This window comes from Bradyrhizobium sp., from assembly GCF_035570375.1.
Taxonomy (GTDB): Bacteria; Pseudomonadota; Alphaproteobacteria; order Rhizobiales; family Xanthobacteraceae; genus Bradyrhizobium.
The window spans coordinates 53,690-71,072 of record NZ_DATMLW010000159.1 but is presented as its reverse complement, the minus strand read 5'-3'; the positions used below and the strand labels follow the sequence as shown (position 1 = coordinate 71,072).

The 17,383-nt window shown below is 60.6% G+C and carries 20 protein-coding genes and 1 pseudogene; 13 read left to right on the top strand and 8 right to left on the bottom strand.

Annotated elements, in window-relative coordinates:
• Positions 1-15: 15 nt before the first annotated feature.
• The 4 genes from trmD to VNX23_RS17385 all read left to right on the top strand — a co-directional run bounded on the left by trmD (position 16) and on the right by VNX23_RS17385 (position 3,447).
• On the top strand, positions 16-762 hold the full coding sequence (trmD, locus tag VNX23_RS17400) for a tRNA (guanosine(37)-N1)-methyltransferase TrmD (protein ID WP_325631994.1): 747 nt from the start codon (positions 16-18) through the stop codon (positions 760-762).
• Positions 763-872: 110 nt separating this feature from the next.
• Positions 873-1,253 (top strand): 50S ribosomal protein L19, encoded by a 381-nt coding sequence (gene rplS, locus VNX23_RS17395; RefSeq protein WP_325631992.1) that lies wholly within the window; start codon positions 873-875, stop codon positions 1,251-1,253.
• 332 nt (positions 1,254-1,585) lie between these two features.
• Entirely contained in the window at positions 1,586-2,992 is a 1,407-nt protein-coding gene (leuC, locus tag VNX23_RS17390; RefSeq protein WP_325631990.1) for a 3-isopropylmalate dehydratase large subunit, read from the top strand.
• Between the two features lie 251 nt (positions 2,993-3,243).
• Entirely contained in the window at positions 3,244-3,447 is a 204-nt protein-coding gene (locus tag VNX23_RS17385; RefSeq protein WP_325631989.1) for a hypothetical protein, read from the top strand.
• Between the two features lie 82 nt (positions 3,448-3,529).
• On the opposite strand, the gene VNX23_RS17380 is transcribed toward VNX23_RS17385, so the two are convergent.
• Positions 3,530-3,856, bottom strand: a complete 327-nt coding sequence (locus tag VNX23_RS17380; protein WP_325631987.1) for a hypothetical protein — start codon at positions 3,854-3,856, stop codon at positions 3,530-3,532.
• Positions 3,857-4,083: 227 nt separating this feature from the next.
• On the opposite strand from VNX23_RS17380, the gene VNX23_RS17375 reads away from it, so the two are divergent.
• From VNX23_RS17375 to VNX23_RS17360, 4 genes are all read left to right on the top strand, one after another.
• Positions 4,084-4,482: a metallopeptidase family protein gene (locus VNX23_RS17375; protein WP_325631985.1), complete on the top strand. Its 399-nt coding sequence runs from the start codon at positions 4,084-4,086 to the stop codon at positions 4,480-4,482.
• A gap of 84 nt (positions 4,483-4,566) precedes the next feature.
• On the top strand, positions 4,567-5,172 hold the full coding sequence (gene leuD, locus VNX23_RS17370) for a 3-isopropylmalate dehydratase small subunit (protein WP_325631984.1): 606 nt from the start codon (positions 4,567-4,569) through the stop codon (positions 5,170-5,172).
• A 72-nt stretch (positions 5,173-5,244) separates the two neighbouring features.
• Positions 5,245-6,033, top strand: a complete 789-nt coding sequence (locus VNX23_RS17365) for a hypothetical protein (RefSeq protein WP_325632075.1) — start codon at positions 5,245-5,247, stop codon at positions 6,031-6,033.
• Positions 6,034-6,133: 100 nt separating this feature from the next.
• Entirely contained in the window at positions 6,134-6,541 is a 408-nt protein-coding gene (locus VNX23_RS17360) for a hypothetical protein (protein WP_325631982.1), read from the top strand.
• Positions 6,542-6,575: 34 nt separating this feature from the next.
• Here the strand turns inward: VNX23_RS17360 and VNX23_RS17355 are convergent, their stop codons facing one another.
• Positions 6,576-7,454, bottom strand: coding sequence for a CoA ester lyase (locus VNX23_RS17355; RefSeq protein WP_325631980.1), 879 nt, complete (start codon positions 7,452-7,454; stop codon positions 6,576-6,578).
• 200 nt (positions 7,455-7,654) lie between these two features.
• Between VNX23_RS17355 and VNX23_RS17350 the strand changes: the two genes are divergently transcribed.
• Complete coding sequence (locus tag VNX23_RS17350; protein ID WP_325631978.1) at positions 7,655-8,305, top strand: carbonic anhydrase; 651 nt, start codon at positions 7,655-7,657, stop codon at positions 8,303-8,305.
• A 64-nt stretch (positions 8,306-8,369) separates the two neighbouring features.
• Here VNX23_RS17350 and VNX23_RS17345 read toward each other — a convergent pair whose 3' ends face one another.
• Positions 8,370-9,404, bottom strand: coding sequence for an aspartate-semialdehyde dehydrogenase (locus VNX23_RS17345; protein ID WP_325631977.1), 1,035 nt, complete (start codon positions 9,402-9,404; stop codon positions 8,370-8,372).
• A gap of 502 nt (positions 9,405-9,906) precedes the next feature.
• Between VNX23_RS17345 and VNX23_RS17340 the strand changes: the two genes are divergently transcribed.
• Positions 9,907-10,311 (top strand): hypothetical protein, encoded by a 405-nt coding sequence (locus tag VNX23_RS17340; protein WP_325631976.1) that lies wholly within the window; start codon positions 9,907-9,909, stop codon positions 10,309-10,311.
• A gap of 72 nt (positions 10,312-10,383) precedes the next feature.
• On the opposite strand, the gene leuB is transcribed toward VNX23_RS17340, so the two are convergent.
• The gene (leuB, locus tag VNX23_RS17335; RefSeq protein ID WP_325631975.1) at positions 10,384-11,496 is read right to left on the bottom strand and encodes a 3-isopropylmalate dehydrogenase; all 1,113 of its coding nucleotides are present in this window, start codon (positions 11,494-11,496) and stop codon (positions 10,384-10,386) included.
• A gap of 153 nt (positions 11,497-11,649) precedes the next feature.
• On the opposite strand from leuB, the gene VNX23_RS17330 reads away from it, so the two are divergent.
• A complete protein-coding gene (locus VNX23_RS17330; protein WP_325631974.1) occupies positions 11,650-12,513 on the top strand; it encodes an EamA family transporter in 864 nt (287 codons plus the stop codon).
• 47 nt (positions 12,514-12,560) lie between these two features.
• Here the strand turns inward: VNX23_RS17330 and VNX23_RS17325 are convergent, their stop codons facing one another.
• The 3 genes from VNX23_RS17325 to VNX23_RS17315 all read right to left on the bottom strand — a co-directional run bounded on the left by VNX23_RS17325 (position 12,561) and on the right by VNX23_RS17315 (position 14,689).
• Complete coding sequence (locus tag VNX23_RS17325) at positions 12,561-13,346, bottom strand: molybdopterin-dependent oxidoreductase (RefSeq protein ID WP_325631971.1); 786 nt, start codon at positions 13,344-13,346, stop codon at positions 12,561-12,563.
• Between the two features lie 12 nt (positions 13,347-13,358).
• Positions 13,359-13,991: a cytochrome b/b6 domain-containing protein gene (locus tag VNX23_RS17320; protein WP_325631969.1), complete on the bottom strand. Its 633-nt coding sequence runs from the start codon at positions 13,989-13,991 to the stop codon at positions 13,359-13,361.
• Between the two features lie 143 nt (positions 13,992-14,134).
• Positions 14,135-14,689: a fasciclin domain-containing protein gene (locus VNX23_RS17315; protein ID WP_325631968.1), complete on the bottom strand. Its 555-nt coding sequence runs from the start codon at positions 14,687-14,689 to the stop codon at positions 14,135-14,137.
• Between the two features lie 285 nt (positions 14,690-14,974).
• Here VNX23_RS17315 and VNX23_RS17310 point away from each other — a divergent pair, with 285 nt between their 5' ends.
• Positions 14,975-15,361, top strand: coding sequence for an avidin/streptavidin family protein (locus VNX23_RS17310; RefSeq protein WP_325631966.1), 387 nt, complete (start codon positions 14,975-14,977; stop codon positions 15,359-15,361).
• A gap of 115 nt (positions 15,362-15,476) precedes the next feature.
• On the opposite strand, the pseudogene VNX23_RS17305 reads toward VNX23_RS17310, so the two are convergent.
• Positions 15,477-15,602: pseudogene (locus VNX23_RS17305) on the bottom strand (oxidoreductase); the annotation flags it as partial.
• 129 nt (positions 15,603-15,731) lie between these two features.
• Between VNX23_RS17305 and VNX23_RS17300 the strand changes: the two are divergent.
• Entirely contained in the window at positions 15,732-17,246 is a 1,515-nt protein-coding gene (locus tag VNX23_RS17300; protein ID WP_325632074.1) for a malonyl-CoA synthase, read from the top strand.
• The last annotated feature ends 137 nt before the right edge of the window (positions 17,247-17,383 follow it).

Here is a 17,383-nt window from a genome sequence, read left to right as displayed (position 1 = left end):
AAGAACAGAGATGCGATGACGTACCTCTCACCCTGGCGCGCGACCGTGCTGACCCTGTTTCCGGAGATGTTTCCGGGACCGCTCGGCATGAGCCTGGCGGGCAAGGCGCTTGCCTCCGGCCTCTGGGCTCTGGAAGCGCGCGATATCCGGGATTCCGCCACCGACCGCCACCGCAGCGTCGATGACACTCCGGCGGGCGGCGGTCCGGGCATGGTGCTGCGGGCCGACGTGCTCGCAGCGGCGATCGACGCCGCCGAAAACGTACCGGATCGGCCAGAAAACCGACCAAGGCTGTTGATGAGCCCGCGGGGTCGGCCGTTGACCCAGTCCTGTGTGGTGGAACTCGCCGGCGGCCCGGGTCCCCTAATCGTCTGCGGCCGGTTCGAGGGGGTGGACCAGCGGGTGATCGCGGCGCGCGCCCTGGAAGAGGTTTCGATCGGCGATTACGTGCTTTCGGGCGGGGAAATCGCCGCGATGGTGCTGATCGAGGCCTGTGTCCGGCTTTTGCCCGGGGTGATGGGAAAACCCGTTTCCGGCGAGGAGGAAAGCTTCGCCGACGGCCTGTTGGAATACCCCCAATACACGCGTCCGCAGGAGTTCGAGGGACTTTCCATCCCCGAAATCCTGACCTCGGGCGACCACGCCAGGGTGGCCGCCTGGCGCCGCGCGGAGGCCGAAGCCCTCACCCAAACGCGCCGGCCGGACCTCTGGGCGGCCAAAAACAGCGGCCAGAAGCTGCCAAAAAACACGACCAAAGGGTGACAACGCCCCGCCTTTGCCGTATAGGAGCGCCAAATCCGCGCAGGATAAATGAACATTTGCGCAGCCCGCGCACGTTTCGCGGCTGGGGCGCGCCGCCGATGGAGATTGCAATGAACCTCATTCAACAGCTCGAAAAAGAGCAATTCGAAAAAATGTCCGCCGGCAAGGATATTCCGGACTTCGGACCGGGCGACACCGTGATCGTCAATGTCAAGGTGGTCGAAGGCGACCGCTCCCGCGTGCAGGCCTATGAAGGCGTGTGCATCGGCCGTTCCGGCGCCGGGCTCAATGAGAGCTTTACCGTGCGCAAGATTTCCTATGGCGAAGGCGTGGAGCGCGTGTTCCCCGTGATGTCGCCGATGATCGACTCGATCAAGGTGGTGCGCCGCGGCAAGGTGCGCCGCGCCAAGCTCTATTACCTGCGCAATTTGCGTGGCAAATCGGCCCGCATTGTCGAGAAGTCGGAGCGCTCGGCCGCCGTCGGCGAGTAATTCGCCTCATGCCAGTTTGACCAAAGCGGGGTGCCGGTGGCACCCCGCTTTTTTCATGCCTGTGGGGACGATCGCTGGATGATCGATTGATTGTCGCGATCATGCGCATCATGTTAAAACCCGGCATGGTTCCAGATCAGACCAGCAAGGCCGCAGCGCTCCGTCGAGTAATCATCGACGATCGATCACGGCTGCCCGGCCGCTTCTTCGGACGGTTTGCGACTTCGGCGACGTCGGAGCTTGCGCGCGCCTGACCAGGCTAGCGCCGCACCTTCCGTTCGCGCTGATCAGCGCCTTAGTTCTCACGAGATATTTCCCGGAGCATGAAGCTCATGTCCAAACCGATAACCCTGTACGACAAGATCTGGAACGATCATCTGGTTCACGAGGCCGATGACGGGACCTGCCTGATCTATATCGACCGCCATCTGGTCCATGAAGTGACTTCCCCACAGGCCTTCGAAGGCCTGCGCGCGACGAAAAGACGGGTTCGCGCGCCGGAAAAGACTCTGGCCGTGGTCGATCACAATGTCCCGACCACCGATCGATCCAAGCCCAATCCCGACCCCGAAAGCGCCGAGCAGATAAAGGCGTTGGCGCAAAACGCGAGGGAATTCGGCATCGAATATTACGACGAGTTCGACCAGCGTCAGGGCATCGTGCACGTCATCGGTCCCGAGCAGGGCTTTACGCTGCCCGGCACCACCATCGTCTGCGGCGACAGCCACACCTCGACGCACGGCGCGTTCGGCGCGCTCGCGCACGGCATCGGCACCTCCGAGGTGGAGCACGTGCTGGCAACGCAAACGCTGATCCAGAAAAAAGCCAGGAACATGCGCGCGGTCGTCGACGGAAAGTTGCCCGAAGGCGTCACCGGCAAGGACATCATTCTGTCCATCATCGGCGTGATCGGCACCGCAGGTGGCACCGGCTACGTGCTGGAGTATGCCGGCGAGGCGATCCGTGCGCTGTCCATGGAAGGCCGCATGACCGTCTGCAACATGTCGATCGAAGGCGGCGCCCGGGCCGGCCTGATCGCGCCCGACGAGAAAGCGTTTGAGTTCCTCAAGGGCCGCCCGAAATCACCCAAGGGCGCGGACTGGGAAGCCGCGATGCGTTACTGGCAAAGCCTGCGCAGCGACGAGGGCGCGCATTTGGATCACGAGATCAGGTTGGACGCGGCCAAGCTGCCGCCGATCGTGACCTGGGGCACCTCGCCGGAAGACGTCGCCTCCGTCACCGGCTTCGTGCCCGATCCGGACAAGATCGAGGATGAGGCCAAGCGCATCTCCAAGCATCGCGCGTTGAAATATATGGGCCTGCAGCCGGGGACCAAAATCACCGAAATCAGGCTCGACCGCGTCTTTATCGGCTCCTGCACCAACGGCCGGATCGAGGACCTGCGCGCAGCCGCCAGGATCGCCGAGGGAAAAACGGTCAACGGCAACGTCAACGCGATGATCGTGCCGGGCTCGGGACTGGTGAAGGCGCAGGCCGAAGCGGAAGGGCTTGACAAGATCTTCATCAAGGCCGGTTTCGAGTGGCGCGAGCCGGGCTGCTCGATGTGCCTCGCCATGAATCCCGACAAGCTGAAGCCGGAAGAACGTTGCGCCTCGACCTCGAATCGCAATTTCGAGGGCCGCCAGGGCTTTAAGGGGCGGACCCACCTGGTCTCTCCGGCCATGGCGGCCGCGGCGGCAATTGCCGGGCATTTCGTCGATATCAGAGACTGGCATTAGTCATGATCCGGACCCGAAGGGCCGCGTTAGCGCGAAGTGCGTAGCGGTTTTCCCTCGCGACAAACGCGAAAAGGCGTTTGCGCGGAGATCATGCGCAAACAATAAACTAAAGCGCGACGGCCGTTCGACCTAAGCCATTTCGCGTTTACTGCGCCTGTACTCAAATCGAGGCATCGGGGAAGGGAGTCGTTAAGCAGTTGAGAGCAGACTTGTCGGGCCACGCCAGCGCGGCGATGCCGAGGGAAATAGCCATGGCCGACAAGCCCGAATTCGTCGATATGATCAGCGAGGCGACCAAGCAGCGGCACCGCCGCGTCATGCCCCGCGCGGTCAAGAAGGTGGTCAAGGAGACCTCGCGTCTCAGCCATTGGCCGCCGGATCGTTGGGTCCAGTGGCGGCTGGAGACGCTCACGCCCTGGAAGCTGAGGGAATGGAAGCTGAAGGATTGGTTTTAGGGCGGAATGATTTGAGTTTGAATGGCTCGTTGTACTGGTTGGGTTCATCTGTCCCGCTTGCGGGGGAGGGAGTTGAAGGGCTCTAACCCGGGCGCCAGACGCAGGTCATGTGCGGCACGATCACCGTGCCGCTCGGCCGATACTCCTGCACATAGGTCGCGTTGCACACCCGCACCGCATTCGACCCCGGAAAATACCGCGGAATGACGTCCGGCTGCCAATGATCGGGGACATAAATGCGAACCCGCTTCGGCGGACGTCGAACCGGCGGGGTGAGCAGTGGATCGGCGGACGGCTGCGCTTGCGCCACCCGCACAGGCGCGGGCGCGGTCTGCGCCACGGCTTCAGGGCCGGCCAGAGACAGAATCCCTGCGAAAACCACCGATATTGCCGCCGTGCGATGGCGCATCGAGATTCCCCCAAACCTGGAGCATGATCAGAAACCGGTTTCCCGAAAAGATCATGCTCAAACAAAGAGATGAGATCGTGATGCGATTCCACTTAATCGTATCACGATCGAGTATCGGTCTACGGTCTCCGATTGCCGAGGCAACGTCAACTGTACAAGGAGCCCTTTCGCGACGGGGGAAGAAAACCAGTTCCCACCCGTTCCAGGAGTGCTCTAAAACAGGCGCAATGTGGACCTCAGCAAAAGCGCCCTCCCTCGCCGAAATGGAAGCCATGGCGCATGACATTTTCGCTCGGCTACCAAAGACCTTTCGCAATTTGTGCGCGGGGGTGATCATACGGGTCGATGATTTTCCAACCGACGAGGTCCTCGACGAGATGGGCGCCGAAAGCGAATTCGACCTGCTTGGACTGTTCCAGGGCGTCGGCCTGCCGCATCAAAGCCATGGAGATATCGCGCGGCTGCCCAACATGATCTGGCTCTACCGGCGACCGATCCTCGATTACTGGGCCGAACACGACGAAACGCTGGGCCACGTCGTCCGCCACGTGCTGATCCACGAGATCGGCCATCATTTCGGGCTCTCCGATGACGACATGGCTGCCATCGAAGCAGCCGTTGAATAGGGATTTGCGCTTTATTGGCGGCGGCAATCGCGATAAAAAAGCGCAGCCAACGCTTTTTTCAATTCCAGGCAAGAAGTGCGATCGATGGACAAGTTCACCACGCTGGAAGGCGTCGCTGCGCCCTTGAAGATCATCAATGTCGATACCGACATGATCATCCCCAAGCAGTATTTGAAGACCATCAAGCGCACCGGCCTTGGCAAGGGGCTGTTTTCGGAACAGCGCTACGAGGACGATGGCAGCGACAATCCGGATTTTATCCTCAACAAGCCGGCCTATCGCAACGCCAAAATTTTGGTTGCCGGCGACAATTTCGGCTGCGGCTCCAGCCGCGAGCACGCGCCGTGGGCGCTGCTCGATTTCGGCATCCGCTGCGTGATTTCGACCTCGTTCGGCGACATTTTCTACAATAATTGCTTCAAGAACGGCATTCTGCCGATCCGCGTCACCCAGGACGATCTCGACAAATTGTTCGACGATGCCGAGCGTGGCGCGAATGCGACGTTGACCATCGATCTCGCCAATCAGGAAATCCGCGGACCCGACGGCGGCACGGTGAAATTCGAAATCGATCCGTTCCGCAAGCATTGTCTGATGAACGGGCTCGACGATATCGGCCTGACGATGGAGAAAAAGGCCTCGATCGATGCTTACGAGGCCAAGGCGAAAACCGAGCGAGCCTGGGCTTAAAAACACTTGTCAGACGCGTTTTCTTCACGCGAACCGCTTTCCCCTTCGCTTGAAAACGCTGTGTCGCGGCGCTTGCGGCCCGATATCGTCACCTTCTGGCAGGGCCCGCTTGATGCGCTGAGAAGGTGCTGCCTGCGATCGCAGGTGGCGGCCGGCCACAAGGTGACCGTCTACAGCTTTGAGCCGCTGGCCCAACTGCCCGAAGGCGTCGGCAATGCCGAGGCCGAGGCCATTCTGTCCCACACTTTCGCCGAACGGCTGCGCCCGAGTGGACCCGACGGCTGGAGCGACTGGACCATGGTGCAGTTTGCCGATTTTTTTCGAATGCGGCTGATGGCCGCAAACGCAGGCCTGTGGCTCGACGCCGACGTGCTGCTGCTCAAGGCGGTCGAAATCGATCCGGCAAAACCGTATTTCGCCTGGGAGCGGTCGCACCGGCTTGGCAACTCGGTGCTCTATCTTCCCCCATGCGATTCGATCGTCACAGCGTTCATTTCCCTGATGCAACAGGATGAATTGATGCCGGACTGGCTCGCGCTGCGGCATCGCGTCACGTTTGCTCTTCGGAAATGGCGCGGATTGAACCGGATCGCCGATACCCGCGTCGCCATGTATGGTCCCGCGGCGCTGACGGCGCTGGCCCGTCGCGCAGACGAATTGCGCCACGCGCTGCCGAAGAAGTCCTTCTATGCGGTGCATTCCCAACCGAAGCTGTTCTTCAAACCCCGCAGCTTTTCGGCACTGATCGCCGACCCGGAAGTTTTCGGCTTTCACATCTCGCCGAAGGGCCGCGGCAATCAACTCCCAATTCCTGGAAGCCTGCATGCCTGGGCAGCAGAGCGCTTTGGCGGCCGACCATAGCCCGCCTCGGAAGGCGTCGCACGTTTGATCCAGCGCAACGATGGTCGGTCCAGGCGCCGTCCATAATGCGCAAATTCCCGCTGACGCCGGAGCACCCTCGATGACCCCCCAGGACCATTCCCTTTCAGTCGTTGAACGATTGACGCATACGTTCAGCGAATGGCTCAAACACCGTCAGGAGCTAAGCGAGATGCGCCACCTCGACGCGTCGGAGTTTAACCGCATCGCAAGCGATCTGCGGCTCTCTCCGGCCGATCTGGATGAATTGGTCCGTCAGGGACCTCATGCGGCCGACGAACTGCCGAAACTGCTCAAGGCGCTTGGCATCAGCGAGGCCGATCTGGCGCGTGTCGAGCCCATGGTGCTGCACGACATGGAGCGCGTTTGCGCGTTATGCGGCCACAAGCGCGAATGCGATCGCGATCTTGCTGAAGGAACGTCGGCCGAACACTATCGGCAGTATTGCCTCAACGCGCCAACCATCGAGCAATTGGAGTTAAGGAAATAGAAATTCCTCCCCCTATCGGGCGGCACCCGTGCATTTAGTGCTGCGTGACCGCCGCGATCGAATCCGCGATCGCGATTGTGCGCCTTGCGATGTCGGCATGCAGCCGCTCCACCATCTGGCCGTCCAGTGAAATCGCGCCGCGCGCGGCATTCTCCGGGCGTTCAAAGGCCGCGATGATCTTGCGGGCCTGGGCTACTTCCTCGGCCGGCGGCGTGAAGATGGCATTGCAGGCCGCGATCTGGCCCGGATGGATCAAAGTCTTGCCGTCGAACCCCAGGTCGCGCGCCTGGGTGCATTCCTGCGCGAAACCATCGACATTGCTGAAATCGCTGTACGGGCCGTCGAGAATTTCGAGGCCGTAAGCGCGCGTGGCCAGAATGCAATGCGTGATCATCGACAACATCGTCGCACGGCCCGGCTGCATGCGAATCCGTGTCTCGCGTGAGATATCATTCGGCCCGAACATGAAACCGGCTAGCCGCGGCTCGACGTTGCGCGAGGCCGCGAGTTCCTCAACATGCAGTACCGCAAGTGCGGTCTCGATCATCGTCCAGACCGCAATCGAGGCGGGAGCGTCCACATCGAGCAGGCACCGGGCGATCCTGCCGAGGTCCTCGACGCTGGAAATCTTCGGAACCAGGATGCCGTCGGGCCGCGCCTGCGCAGCCATGGTGATGTCGTCCATCCACCACGGCGAATCCAGCGCGTTGGTGCGGACCAGGACTTCGCGCTTGCCGAAACCACCTGCCGCGATGGCTTTCGCGATCTGGTCGCGCGCCAGCCCCTTGGCCTCCGGCGCCACCGAATCCTCCAGGTCGAGAATGAGACCGTCGGCGGGAAGATTGCGTGCCTTTTCCAGCGCGCGTGGGTTCGATCCGGGCATGAACAGGAGGCTGCGGCGCGGACGGATCATTGATTCTTTCCCTTCGAAATTCACGGAACCTGCGCGCCAAAGGCGGTTCGACGTCGTCGAGACGCATTCTGTCGCTGGCTGTTGTTTGGGCACGACGGTTCAAGAAAAACCGGTGCCTGCCTTGGCGGTTCATGCTTTAACACCCCGGGCTTTCACCCGGAAGCCTTGTTCCAGCAACCAGGCATGGGTCAGCCATTCGCATGTCGCCGTTCCCGCAAAGATTGATTGACGGATATCGAACCTTTGCCTCGCAACGGCTGCCGACCGAACAATCGCGGTATCGCGAATTGTCCGAGCGCGGCCAGTCTCCGGAAGTGATGGTGATAGGTTGCTGCGATTCGCGCGTCTCGCCGGAGGTGATATTCGATGCGGGCCCGGGCGAGCTGTTCGTGGTCCGCAACGTCGCCAATCTGGTTCCGGTCTATGCACCCGACGGCGGCACGCACGGTGTTTCTGCGGCGCTCGAATACGCCGTCAACGCTCTCCGCGTCAAACACGTGGTGGTGCTCGGCCATGCGCAATGCGGCGGCATTCGCGCCTTTATCGACAAGATCGAGCCGTTGTCGCCCGGAGATTTCATCGGCCGCTGGATGTCGATGTTCGTCAAGCCGGGAGAAAAAGTCGAGCAGCGCGACCACGAGTCCATGGCCGACTTCACCGTCAGAATCGAAAAGGCAGCCGTTTTCCGCAGCCTCGAGAACTTGATGACGTTCCCGTTTGTGCAAACGAAGGTCGGCCGCGGCGAGTTGAACCTGCACGGTGCCTATTTTGGCGTAGCCGAAGGCTCGTTGTTCGTGCTCGACAAGGACGCCAAGGAATTTCGCAGCGCGAGCCAGGAAGTGGGCGAATAGGGAGTGGCGAATAGCGAATAGGGAATTCCATTCGCCATTCGCTACTCACCACTCGCCAATCTTTTCATGCCGCCTTTTTCTTGGCGCTGATCAGCTTGCGGTTGACCAGACATTCGGCGATCTGCACCGCGTTCAGGGCGGCGCCCTTGCGCAGATTGTCCGACACGCACCACAGAACGAGGCCGTTTTCCACGGTGGGATCGGTACGGATGCGGCTGACATAGGTCGCATCCTCGCCCGCGGCCTCGTAAGGCGTGACGTAGCCGCCGGGCTCGTGCTTGTCGATCACGAGACAACCCGGCGCCTTGCGAAGGATTTCGCGCGCCTCGTCGGCTGAGATCGGATTCTCGAATTCGATGCTGACGGCTTCGGAATGGCCGACGAATACCGGCACCCGCACGCAAGTGGCGGTCAGCTTGATTTTGGGATCAAGAATCTTCTTGGTCTCCATCATCATCTTCCACTCTTCCTTGGTGTAGCCGTCCTCCATGAATACGTCGATCTCCGGAAGCACGTTGAAGGCGATGCGCTTGGGGAATTTCTTGTTGATCAGTTCGCTGCTCGTGTAGACCGCCTTGGTCTGCGAGAACAGTTCATCCATCGCCTCCTTGCCAGCGCCGGAAACCGACTGGTACGTCGAAACCACGACGCGCCTGATCACCGCCTTGTCGTGCAGCGGCTTCAGCGCGACCACGAGCTGGGCGGTCGAGCAGTTGGGATTGGCAATGATGTTCTTGTTGGCGAACGACGTGATCGCGTCCGCATTGACTTCGGGCACGATCAGCGGCACGTCCGGATCCATCCGCCACGCCGACGAATTGTCGATCACGATGGCGCCGGTAGCGCCGATCTTCGGCGACCATTCCTTCGACACCGCGCCGCCCGCCGACATCAGGCAGATATCGACATCGGCGAAATCGTAGTGCTCGAGCGCTTTGACTTTCAGGGTGCGGTCGCCATACGAAACTTCGACGCCCGTGCTGCGGCGTGACGCCAGCGCCACCACCTCGTCAGCCGGGAATTTACGTTCGTCGAGAATGTTGAGCATCTCCCGCCCGACATTGCCGGTCGCTCCGACCAGCGCGACTTTGTAACCCATCGTTCACTCTCCGAAGAAAATTGCCTCCGCCCATCCTTCAGGGAAAAGACAAGAGGCAGCGCTTCTATGCGAGAAAAGCCGTCAAGACAATGTGAATGCCTGCGTCAACGGCAATGTAGGGAGTTTCGCCGCTTCTTGCATGATCGGCATTGAATTTCCGGAAGTGAATGGGGGTCGATGTCCCTCCAATGCCGGATCGTCACCGCCGATCCATAATTGTTCTATTAAGTCAAAGGTTTAACAGATCTTCTGGTCGAGCTGACAGCAAGCTGATTTTGCGGAGGAGCCTGGTGGCGAAAGGTCTGTCTCAGAACCTGGCACTGGTCGCCGGCGCAACCGGCACCCGGACAGCCGCCCTGTCTCGGCATTGGTGCCAAAATGCTGGTCGTCATGCGCTTTTTTGACCGCGTGAGCATTATTCTGACCCAGTGTGGCCCGATTGACCTTGTGAGGCCACGTTCGACCGTTAGAATGCCGCTCTCGCCTGCCCCATGAGGACCTGATGACCTTCAAAATCCAAGCCGCGAACAAGGCTGCGGTGTTGTTTGCCGCGATCGCATTGGTTGCGGTCGGCTTCGACGCCGGTGCGCAGACGCAGCCCACTCCACCGAAGCAGGCAGCGAAGCGCCAGCTGGATGATCGCGGCCGGCCCTATTATGGGCCGAGAGGGCCGAACGTGGTGTATCAGCAGGGGCCGCACACCCGCATTTACGTCACCACGCGCTCCTGGCTTGACGCCGGCACCGAGGTCTTGCCGGGCGACCGCAAGTTCCTGGATTACGCGTTCCCGCCGCCGATCGGATACCCGACGTTCGCCCGCGAGAACAACAACCGCCCGATCGATCGCCAGCCGCTCGACCCGCCGTCGGACGTGCCTCCAGGCCCGACGAAATTCCCGCTGTACTGAGCGCCGAACTTTTTGGGACGGACTTGATGGGCTGTCCCTGCGAACGCAGGGACATATCTGCCGTTACACCGCTCAAGCGTGCAGCTTCTGCAGTTCCTTCACAATCGCCTCGCCCATCTGTGCGGTCGATACCGCGGTTGTTCCTTCCGACTTGATGTCGGCGGTGCGCAGGCCCGTCGCGAGCACGGCGGCGATCGCCGCATCCACCTTGTCGGCGAGGGCGCCCGTTTCGAAGGAGTAGCGCAGCGCCATTCCGAACGAGGCAATCATCGCGATCGGATTGGCGAGACCCTTGCCCGCGATATCGGGCGCCGAGCCGTGCACCGGTTCGAACAGTGATTTTCGCTTTTTGGACCTCACGTCGATCTCGCCGAGCGAAGCCGACGGCAGCATGCCGAGCGAGCCGGTCAGCATCGCCGCGATATCCGAGAGCATGTCGCCGAAAAGATTGTCGGTCACGATCACGTCGAACTGCTTCGGCCATTTCACCAGATTCATGCCGCCGGAATCGGCGAGCTGATGCTCGAGCTGCACGTCTGGGTATTCGCGCGCATGCACCTGGCCGACGACCTCGTTCCAGAGCACGCCGGATTTCATGACGTTGCGCTTTTCCATCGAGGTCACCTTGTTGCGGCGCTTGCGCGCCAGATCAAAGGCGACGCGGGCAATACGCTCGATCTCGTAGGTGTCATAGACCTGCGTGTCGATCGCGCGCTTCTGGCCATTGCCGAGATCGGTGATGGTTTTCGGCTCGCCGAAATACACCCCGCCGGTGAGTTCGCGCACGATCATGATGTCGAGGCCTTCGACCACTTCCCGTTTCAGGCTCGAAGCCTCCGCCAGCGCGGGATAACAGACCGCGGGACGCAGGTTGGCGAACAGGCCGAGATCCTTGCGCAGCCGCAACAGCCCGGCTTCAGGCCGCGCCTCGTAAGGCACGCCGTCCCATTTGGGACCGCCGACGGCGCCGAAGATCACGGCATCGGCGGCTTTGGCCTGATCCACGGTCGCATCCGTGATGCTTTGTCGGCTTGCATCATAGGCGGCGCCGCCGACGAGACCTTGCTCGGTCGCAAAGTGAGCAATGCCTTGCGCGTTGATCCAGTCGATCAGGCGCTTCACCTCCGCCATCACTTCGGGGCCGATACCGTCGCCGGGGAGAAGCAGCAGCTTATGGGTTGCCATGACCGGAATGCCTTTTTTGGGAAATAGCGGGTGCGCGCGGAGTGCTAATGCGCCAGATGCGGATTGGCAAGCAGGCTCGCCTGAGTAAAGAATGGTGCAAGACGAACAAGCCCGGGCCAACGCGGCAAGAAGGGGAAGGCGAAGACGCACCCGATGACCCTGGCTATCCTCCTTGCCTTTGCCTCCGCCTTTCTCCTCAGCCTGGGCCTCGTCACCACGCAATTTGGATTGCGCGACGTCGAACCTATCACCGGCGCATCGATCAGCCTGCCTTCCTTCACCCTGCTGTTCCTGTTGCTGTCACCCATCATCCTGCAAGGCGAGCCCGTGGTCCCGCGCGGATGGCCGATCTTCGCCGGCATCGGGCTCGTATTCCCGGCGATGCTGACGTTCCTGACCTTCGCCTCAAACCGTGCGCTGGGTCCGGTCATCACCTCGACGCTTGGCAATCTTGCGCCCCTGTTCTCGGTCACGCTGGCGTTGATCATGCTGCATGAGCCGCCGCAGCTGTTCCAGCTGATCGGGCTTGTGGTCGCAGTGGTCGGCGCAGTGACCGTCTCGCTCAGTCGTTCGCCAGACCTCGGCCATTGGCGAAGTTTCGCGCTGCTTTTGCCGCTGGGCGCTGCGTTGGTGCGCGGAGTGGTGCCACCGGTTGTGAAACTCGGACTTCAGGTTTGGCCGAGCCCGCTCTGGGCCTGCCTGATCGGCTATGTCAGTTCCTCGTTCGTCGTCTTGATGGTGCAACGCGTCCGCAAGGGAAGTGTGATCGCGGCCGTCCCCTGGCGCGGCCGGCGCTGGTTTGCAATTACCGGCATCTGCAACGGCTTGAGCGTGTTGTCCCTGTTCGCCGCGGTGCGCCATGGGCCGATCACCCTGGTCGCCCCATTGGCCGCGGTCTATCCGCTGTTCACCGTCTTGCTCACTGCCATCATGCTGCGGAATGTGCGGATCACCGCACAGATCGTGGCCGGCACGGTAATGACGGTCGCCGGCGTGGCGCTGGTCCTGATCGGTTAAGCCCCTTCTCAACCGGGAAAAGGGGTGGGGTGAGGGATTGCGCTCGCTCAGCTCCCGCTGAACGAATTGTAGCCCTGGTCTTCCCAGTAGCCGCCCTTGTAGTCGTTGGTGACTTCCATCGAAATCACATATTTTGGACTTTTGAACCCGAGCTTGGTCGGCACCCTGATCTTCATCGGGTAGCCATAGGCGCGGGGCAGGATTTCATTGCCGAATTTGAACGTCATCTGGGTTTGCGGGTGCAACGCGCTCTGCATGTCGAGCGGCGAGTTGTAACCCTCCTTGTCGGCGCACTGGAACCAGCAATATTTGGCGCGTGTATCGGCGCCTATCAGCTTGAGGAAATCGCGCAGCGGCGTGCCGGTCCAGCTTCCGATCGCGCTCCAGCCTTCAACGCAGACATGGCGCGTCACCTGCTTGACCTGCGGCAGCTTGTAGAGCTCTTCCAGCGTCCATGACTTCTTGTTTTCGACGAGGCCCCGCACCTCCAGTTTCCAGTCCTTGCCGTCGACCTCGGGCGCATCGTCGAGTTCGTAATAGGCGTTGAACGGAAACGGTTTGGTGATGGCGCTTTCCGGATACTCCGGCGCCAGCGCATAGGGATTGAACATCAGCGACTGCACGGCGTCGTTGAATTTTGAAACCTTCCTCAGCAACTCCTCCGCAGAAGAGCTGTCCAGGACGTCGCAGCCGGTCAGAAGCGTCAGCGCGCCGAGGCTCGCGCCGCCGGCGAGAAAACGCCGGCGCGACGGATCCGGCATCAGCTTCGTCGCGTCGCGCACCAGCAACTTCTTGTCGACGCCCGGGATCAGAAGCTTGCGAATTCTGCCCATGACTTTTTCTCCTCAGCGGCCGATGATCATCGCGCGCAGGCTTTTTGGTACCAGCACCGCCAGCGCGATGTGAATCACCAGGAACGCCACGATCGCGCACATGCCGAAAAAGTGCACGTAGCGCGCGATGTCGTATCCGCCGAACAATGCTGTCAGGTACTGAAACTGCACCGGCTTCCAGATCGACAGTCCCGAGAGCACGACGATGACGCCGGTTGCGATGATGCCGGCATAGAGCAGCTTCTGCACCTGGTTGTACTTGCTCAAGTCCTCATGCGACAGCTTGCCGGTCAGCGCCGCCCTGGTGTCCGAAATCACGCCGCCGGCGCTGATCGGCAACAACTTTCGCTTGAAGCGCCCGGTGACAAAGCCGGTAACTAGATAAGCTAGGCCGTTGACCATCAACAGCCACATCGCTGCAAAATGCCAGAGCAGCGCGCCCGCGAGCCAGCCGCCGAGCGTGATCGAATGCGAGAAGCGCAACCATCCAAACAACGGCGAGGCGTTGTAGATCTGCCATCCGGACATGATCATCAGGATCATCGCGACTGCATTGATCCAATGCATGGTCCGAACCCAGGCCGGTTGAAGGACCTTGATCGGGGCGGTAGCCGTGGGCTCATCAGTGGCTGCAAGGCTCGACATGACCCTTCCTGTGCTGAAGCAGATGCACCCTTATACGCCGAAAACCGGAACTTCGTTACTACCGGACTGAACGAGTTGTTGCAGGTTCCGCTGTGCGTTCACAAAAAAGCGAGCCGGGTTTTGCCGGCTCGCGGGTCGCAAAATTACGATGCCGGCATCAGCACGGTGTCGACGACATGGATGACGCCGTTCGACTGGTTGACGTTCGAAATCGTGACGGTGGCGGTGCCGCCCTTGGCATCGACGATCATCACCTTGCCGTTGGCCTTCTTCACGGTCAGCTCTTCGCCTTCGACGGTCTTGAGCTTCTTGCCGTCGCTCAAGTCGGAAGCCTCAAGTTTTCCGGGGACCACATGGTAGGTGAGGATCCTGGTCAGGGTCGCCTTGTTCTCGGGCTTCACCAGATTGTCGACCGTGCCGTCCGGCAGTTTGCCGAAGGCGGCATTGGTCGGCGCAAACACGGTGAACGGCCCCTTGCCTTCGAGCGTCTCGACGAGGCCGGCGGCCTTCACGGCCGCAACCAGCGTGGTGTGGTCTTTCGAGTTCACAGCGTTCTGGATGATGTTCCTGGAGGGGAACATCGCGGCGCCGCCGACCATGACGGTCTTTTCCTGCGCGTTGACAGGGGTGAGGATCGTTGCAGTCAGAGCCAATGCGCCGAAGGCAGCGGCGGTGAAAAGTGCAATACGCTTGGACATGAAAACATCTCCCGATTGATTGCGGTGCCGGCAATTCGCCGGCGATGGAGGCAACAGTAACGCGGGGCCATTAGTGACTTGACAGCGTCGCTGTTGGGCCGAGCTACGGGAGGGTTTGGCGCGCGTTTCAGAGAATAAATTTACGCCCCTTTGAAACTTTCCGGCTTTTGCACCGTGTCGGGACCCGGCCTGCACAAATCGAATCACAACCTATAATAACATCTTCATGTGAGACTACTTTCGCGATAATACTTGCTTCTCGCCCCTCAAGCAGGAGATCGCAAGATGATGAAACTCGGTTCGCAGATTTTTCTCGCGCTCGCAATTTTGCTGCTGACCCCGTTGGCAGCGTCCGCACAGGTTCTTCCGCCGTTCTCTACCTGGCAAAACCAGAGGACATCGACATTGAACGTCGGGTTCGTGAATGGAAATCAATTTGATGGCTGGTTCATCAACCGCGCCGCCGGATTTCAATGCCAGAACATTCCGTATCCGGCGACAGGCACCATTCTTCCAAACGGGGCCATTACCTTTGTCGTCAATTTCACAAACTGCCAGACGGTTACGACCTGGAAAGGCCGAGTGATCGGTTCACAGATGCCGACCAAGTGGGTCTTGATCTACAAAGGTGTCCAGCGATTGACGGGCAGCGACTTGTTCAGGAAATTGTAGAATTCGCCACTCTCAAAGCTTCGGCCAGCCAAGCCCGGAGTTTAGGGTGCTGACGCCGGCTAGTCCCGATTCGCCGGCGGCTGAACAAAACCTCGGTTCCAGGTCGGGCTGACGACGCATCCTTCCGGCGCCCCGAAACGATCACGATCCAGCCATCTGCGGCGATCGCCTCGGCGCCAGCTTAGCCGATCCCGCTGCTGCCGCCGGTCACCCAGGCCAGGCGTTTCCCGCTATTTGACATGCAGACTGTCTCCATTGCTTTGCGAAGGGCCTCTTTGGTAGTGAAGCCCCGACGAATGTGTGATGATGCGGCACCCAACGCCGCTCCCGCCGACTGGGATGATGCATGAACGCGCAGCACAAGACCATCATGAGCGCCAATTTGTTTTCCCGCCTGTTCGACAGGCTCGACGATCCGAACCGCGTTGCGATCGAAACGGTCGAGGGCAAGCGCATCAGCTATGGCGACCTGATCGCGCGTGCGGGGAGAATCGCCAATGTGCTGGTAGATCGCGGCGTCAAGCCCGGAGACCGCGTCGCCGCACAAACCGAGAAATCGGTGACCGGGCTTGTGCTCTATCTCGCGACTGTGCGTGCCGGTGCGGTCTATCTTCCGCTCAACACCGCCTACACGCTCAACGAACTCGAATATTTCATTACCGATGCCGAACCTTCGCTGGTGGTCTATGACCCGTCGAAGGCCGCAGGCATCGGAGCCATCGCAGCCAAGGTCGGCGCCAGGGTCGAAACGCTTGGGCCCGACGGCAAGGGATCCTTGACGCAAGCCGCCGACAAGGCGCGAATGGAATTTGTCACCGTGCCGCGCGCCGACGATGATCTCGCGGCCATTCTCTACACCTCCGGCACGACAGGACGTTCCAAGGGCGCCATGCTCACGCACGACAATCTCGCGTCGAATTCGCTGACGCTGGTCGATTATTGGCGCTTCACCGACAAGGACGTGCTGATCCACGCGCTACCGATCTATCACACCCACGGACTGTTCGTGGCGAGCAATGTCACGCTGTTCGCGCGTGCCTCGATGATCTTCCTGCCGAAGTTCGATCCCGATCTCATTATCAAGCTGATGGCACGCGCTACCGCACTGATGGGCGTGCCCACCTTCTATACCCGCCTGCTGCAGAACCCGGCGCTGAATAAGGAAACCACCAGACACATGCGGCTGTTCGTTTCGGGCTCGGCACCATTGCTGGCCGAAACCCATCGCGAATGGTTCGCCCGCACCGGCCACGCCGTGCTCGAACGCTACGGCATGACCGAGACCAACATGAACACGTCCAACCCTTACGACGGCGAGCGAGTCGCCGGCGCGGTCGGCCATCCGCTTCCGGGCGTTTCGGTGCGCGTCACCGATCCCGAGACCGGCAAGGAGCTTGCGCGCGACGAAATCGGCATGATCGAGGTCAAGGGACCCAATGTGTTCAAGGGCTATTGGCGAATGCCGGAAAAGACCAAGTCCGAATTCCGCTATGACGGTTTCTTCATCACCGGCGATATCGGCAAGATCGACGCCCAGGGTTATGTGCACATTCTCGGCCGCGGCAAGGACCTCGTGATCTCAGGCGGCTTCAACGTGTACCCGAAGGAGATCGAGAGCGAGATCGACGCCATGCCGGGCGTGATCGAGTCCGCCGTGATCGGCGTGCCGCATGCCGATTTCGGCGAGGGCGTGACGGCGGTGGTGGTCTGCGACAAGAACGCCAGGGTCGATGAAAGCTTGGTTTTGAAGGCATTGGACGGGCGGCTGGCAAAATTCAAGATGCCCAAGCGCGTCTTTATCGTCGACGAGTTGCCGCGCAACACCATGGGCAAGGTGCAGAAGAATATTTTGCGCAATACCTATGCGAAGATTTACACGAAATAGCTCCCTCCTCGTTATCTCGGCCAATGCTGCGTAGGGTGGGCAAAGGCGCGCTCCGCGCCGTGCCCACTAAATCCAAATGTAGGTGCAAGGTAGACGGTGGGGGGCTCGCTTCGCTCAGCCCACCCTACGAGGCTCAC

What these genes read in the sequence shown, in the direction of transcription:
- trmD (WP_325631994.1), top strand. Translation starts at nt 16, where the DNA reads ATGACGTACCTCTCACCCTGGCGCGCGACCGTGCTGACCCTGTTTCCG.
- rplS (WP_325631992.1), top strand. Translation starts at nt 873, where the DNA reads ATGAACCTCATTCAACAGCTCGAAAAAGAGCAATTCGAAAAAATGTCC.
- leuC (WP_325631990.1), top strand. Translation starts at nt 1,586, where the DNA reads ATGTCCAAACCGATAACCCTGTACGACAAGATCTGGAACGATCATCTG.
- VNX23_RS17385 (WP_325631989.1), top strand. Translation starts at nt 3,244, where the DNA reads ATGGCCGACAAGCCCGAATTCGTCGATATGATCAGCGAGGCGACCAAG.
- VNX23_RS17380 (WP_325631987.1), bottom strand. Translation starts at nt 3,856, where the DNA reads ATGCGCCATCGCACGGCGGCAATATCGGTGGTTTTCGCAGGGATTCTG.
- VNX23_RS17375 (WP_325631985.1), top strand. Translation starts at nt 4,084, where the DNA reads ATGTGGACCTCAGCAAAAGCGCCCTCCCTCGCCGAAATGGAAGCCATG.
- leuD (WP_325631984.1), top strand. Translation starts at nt 4,567, where the DNA reads ATGGACAAGTTCACCACGCTGGAAGGCGTCGCTGCGCCCTTGAAGATC.
- VNX23_RS17360 (WP_325631982.1), top strand. Translation starts at nt 6,134, where the DNA reads ATGACCCCCCAGGACCATTCCCTTTCAGTCGTTGAACGATTGACGCAT.
- VNX23_RS17355 (WP_325631980.1), bottom strand. Translation starts at nt 7,454, where the DNA reads ATGATCCGTCCGCGCCGCAGCCTCCTGTTCATGCCCGGATCGAACCCA.
- VNX23_RS17350 (WP_325631978.1), top strand. Translation starts at nt 7,655, where the DNA reads ATGTCGCCGTTCCCGCAAAGATTGATTGACGGATATCGAACCTTTGCC.
- VNX23_RS17345 (WP_325631977.1), bottom strand. Translation starts at nt 9,404, where the DNA reads ATGGGTTACAAAGTCGCGCTGGTCGGAGCGACCGGCAATGTCGGGCGG.
- VNX23_RS17340 (WP_325631976.1), top strand. Translation starts at nt 9,907, where the DNA reads ATGACCTTCAAAATCCAAGCCGCGAACAAGGCTGCGGTGTTGTTTGCC.
- leuB (WP_325631975.1), bottom strand. Translation starts at nt 11,496, where the DNA reads ATGGCAACCCATAAGCTGCTGCTTCTCCCCGGCGACGGTATCGGCCCC.
- VNX23_RS17330 (WP_325631974.1), top strand. Translation starts at nt 11,650, where the DNA reads ATGACCCTGGCTATCCTCCTTGCCTTTGCCTCCGCCTTTCTCCTCAGC.
- VNX23_RS17325 (WP_325631971.1), bottom strand. Translation starts at nt 13,346, where the DNA reads ATGGGCAGAATTCGCAAGCTTCTGATCCCGGGCGTCGACAAGAAGTTG.
- VNX23_RS17320 (WP_325631969.1), bottom strand. Translation starts at nt 13,991, where the DNA reads ATGTCGAGCCTTGCAGCCACTGATGAGCCCACGGCTACCGCCCCGATC.
- VNX23_RS17315 (WP_325631968.1), bottom strand. Translation starts at nt 14,689, where the DNA reads ATGTCCAAGCGTATTGCACTTTTCACCGCCGCTGCCTTCGGCGCATTG.
- VNX23_RS17310 (WP_325631966.1), top strand. Translation starts at nt 14,975, where the DNA reads ATGATGAAACTCGGTTCGCAGATTTTTCTCGCGCTCGCAATTTTGCTG.
- VNX23_RS17300 (WP_325632074.1), top strand. Translation starts at nt 15,732, where the DNA reads ATGAGCGCCAATTTGTTTTCCCGCCTGTTCGACAGGCTCGACGATCCG.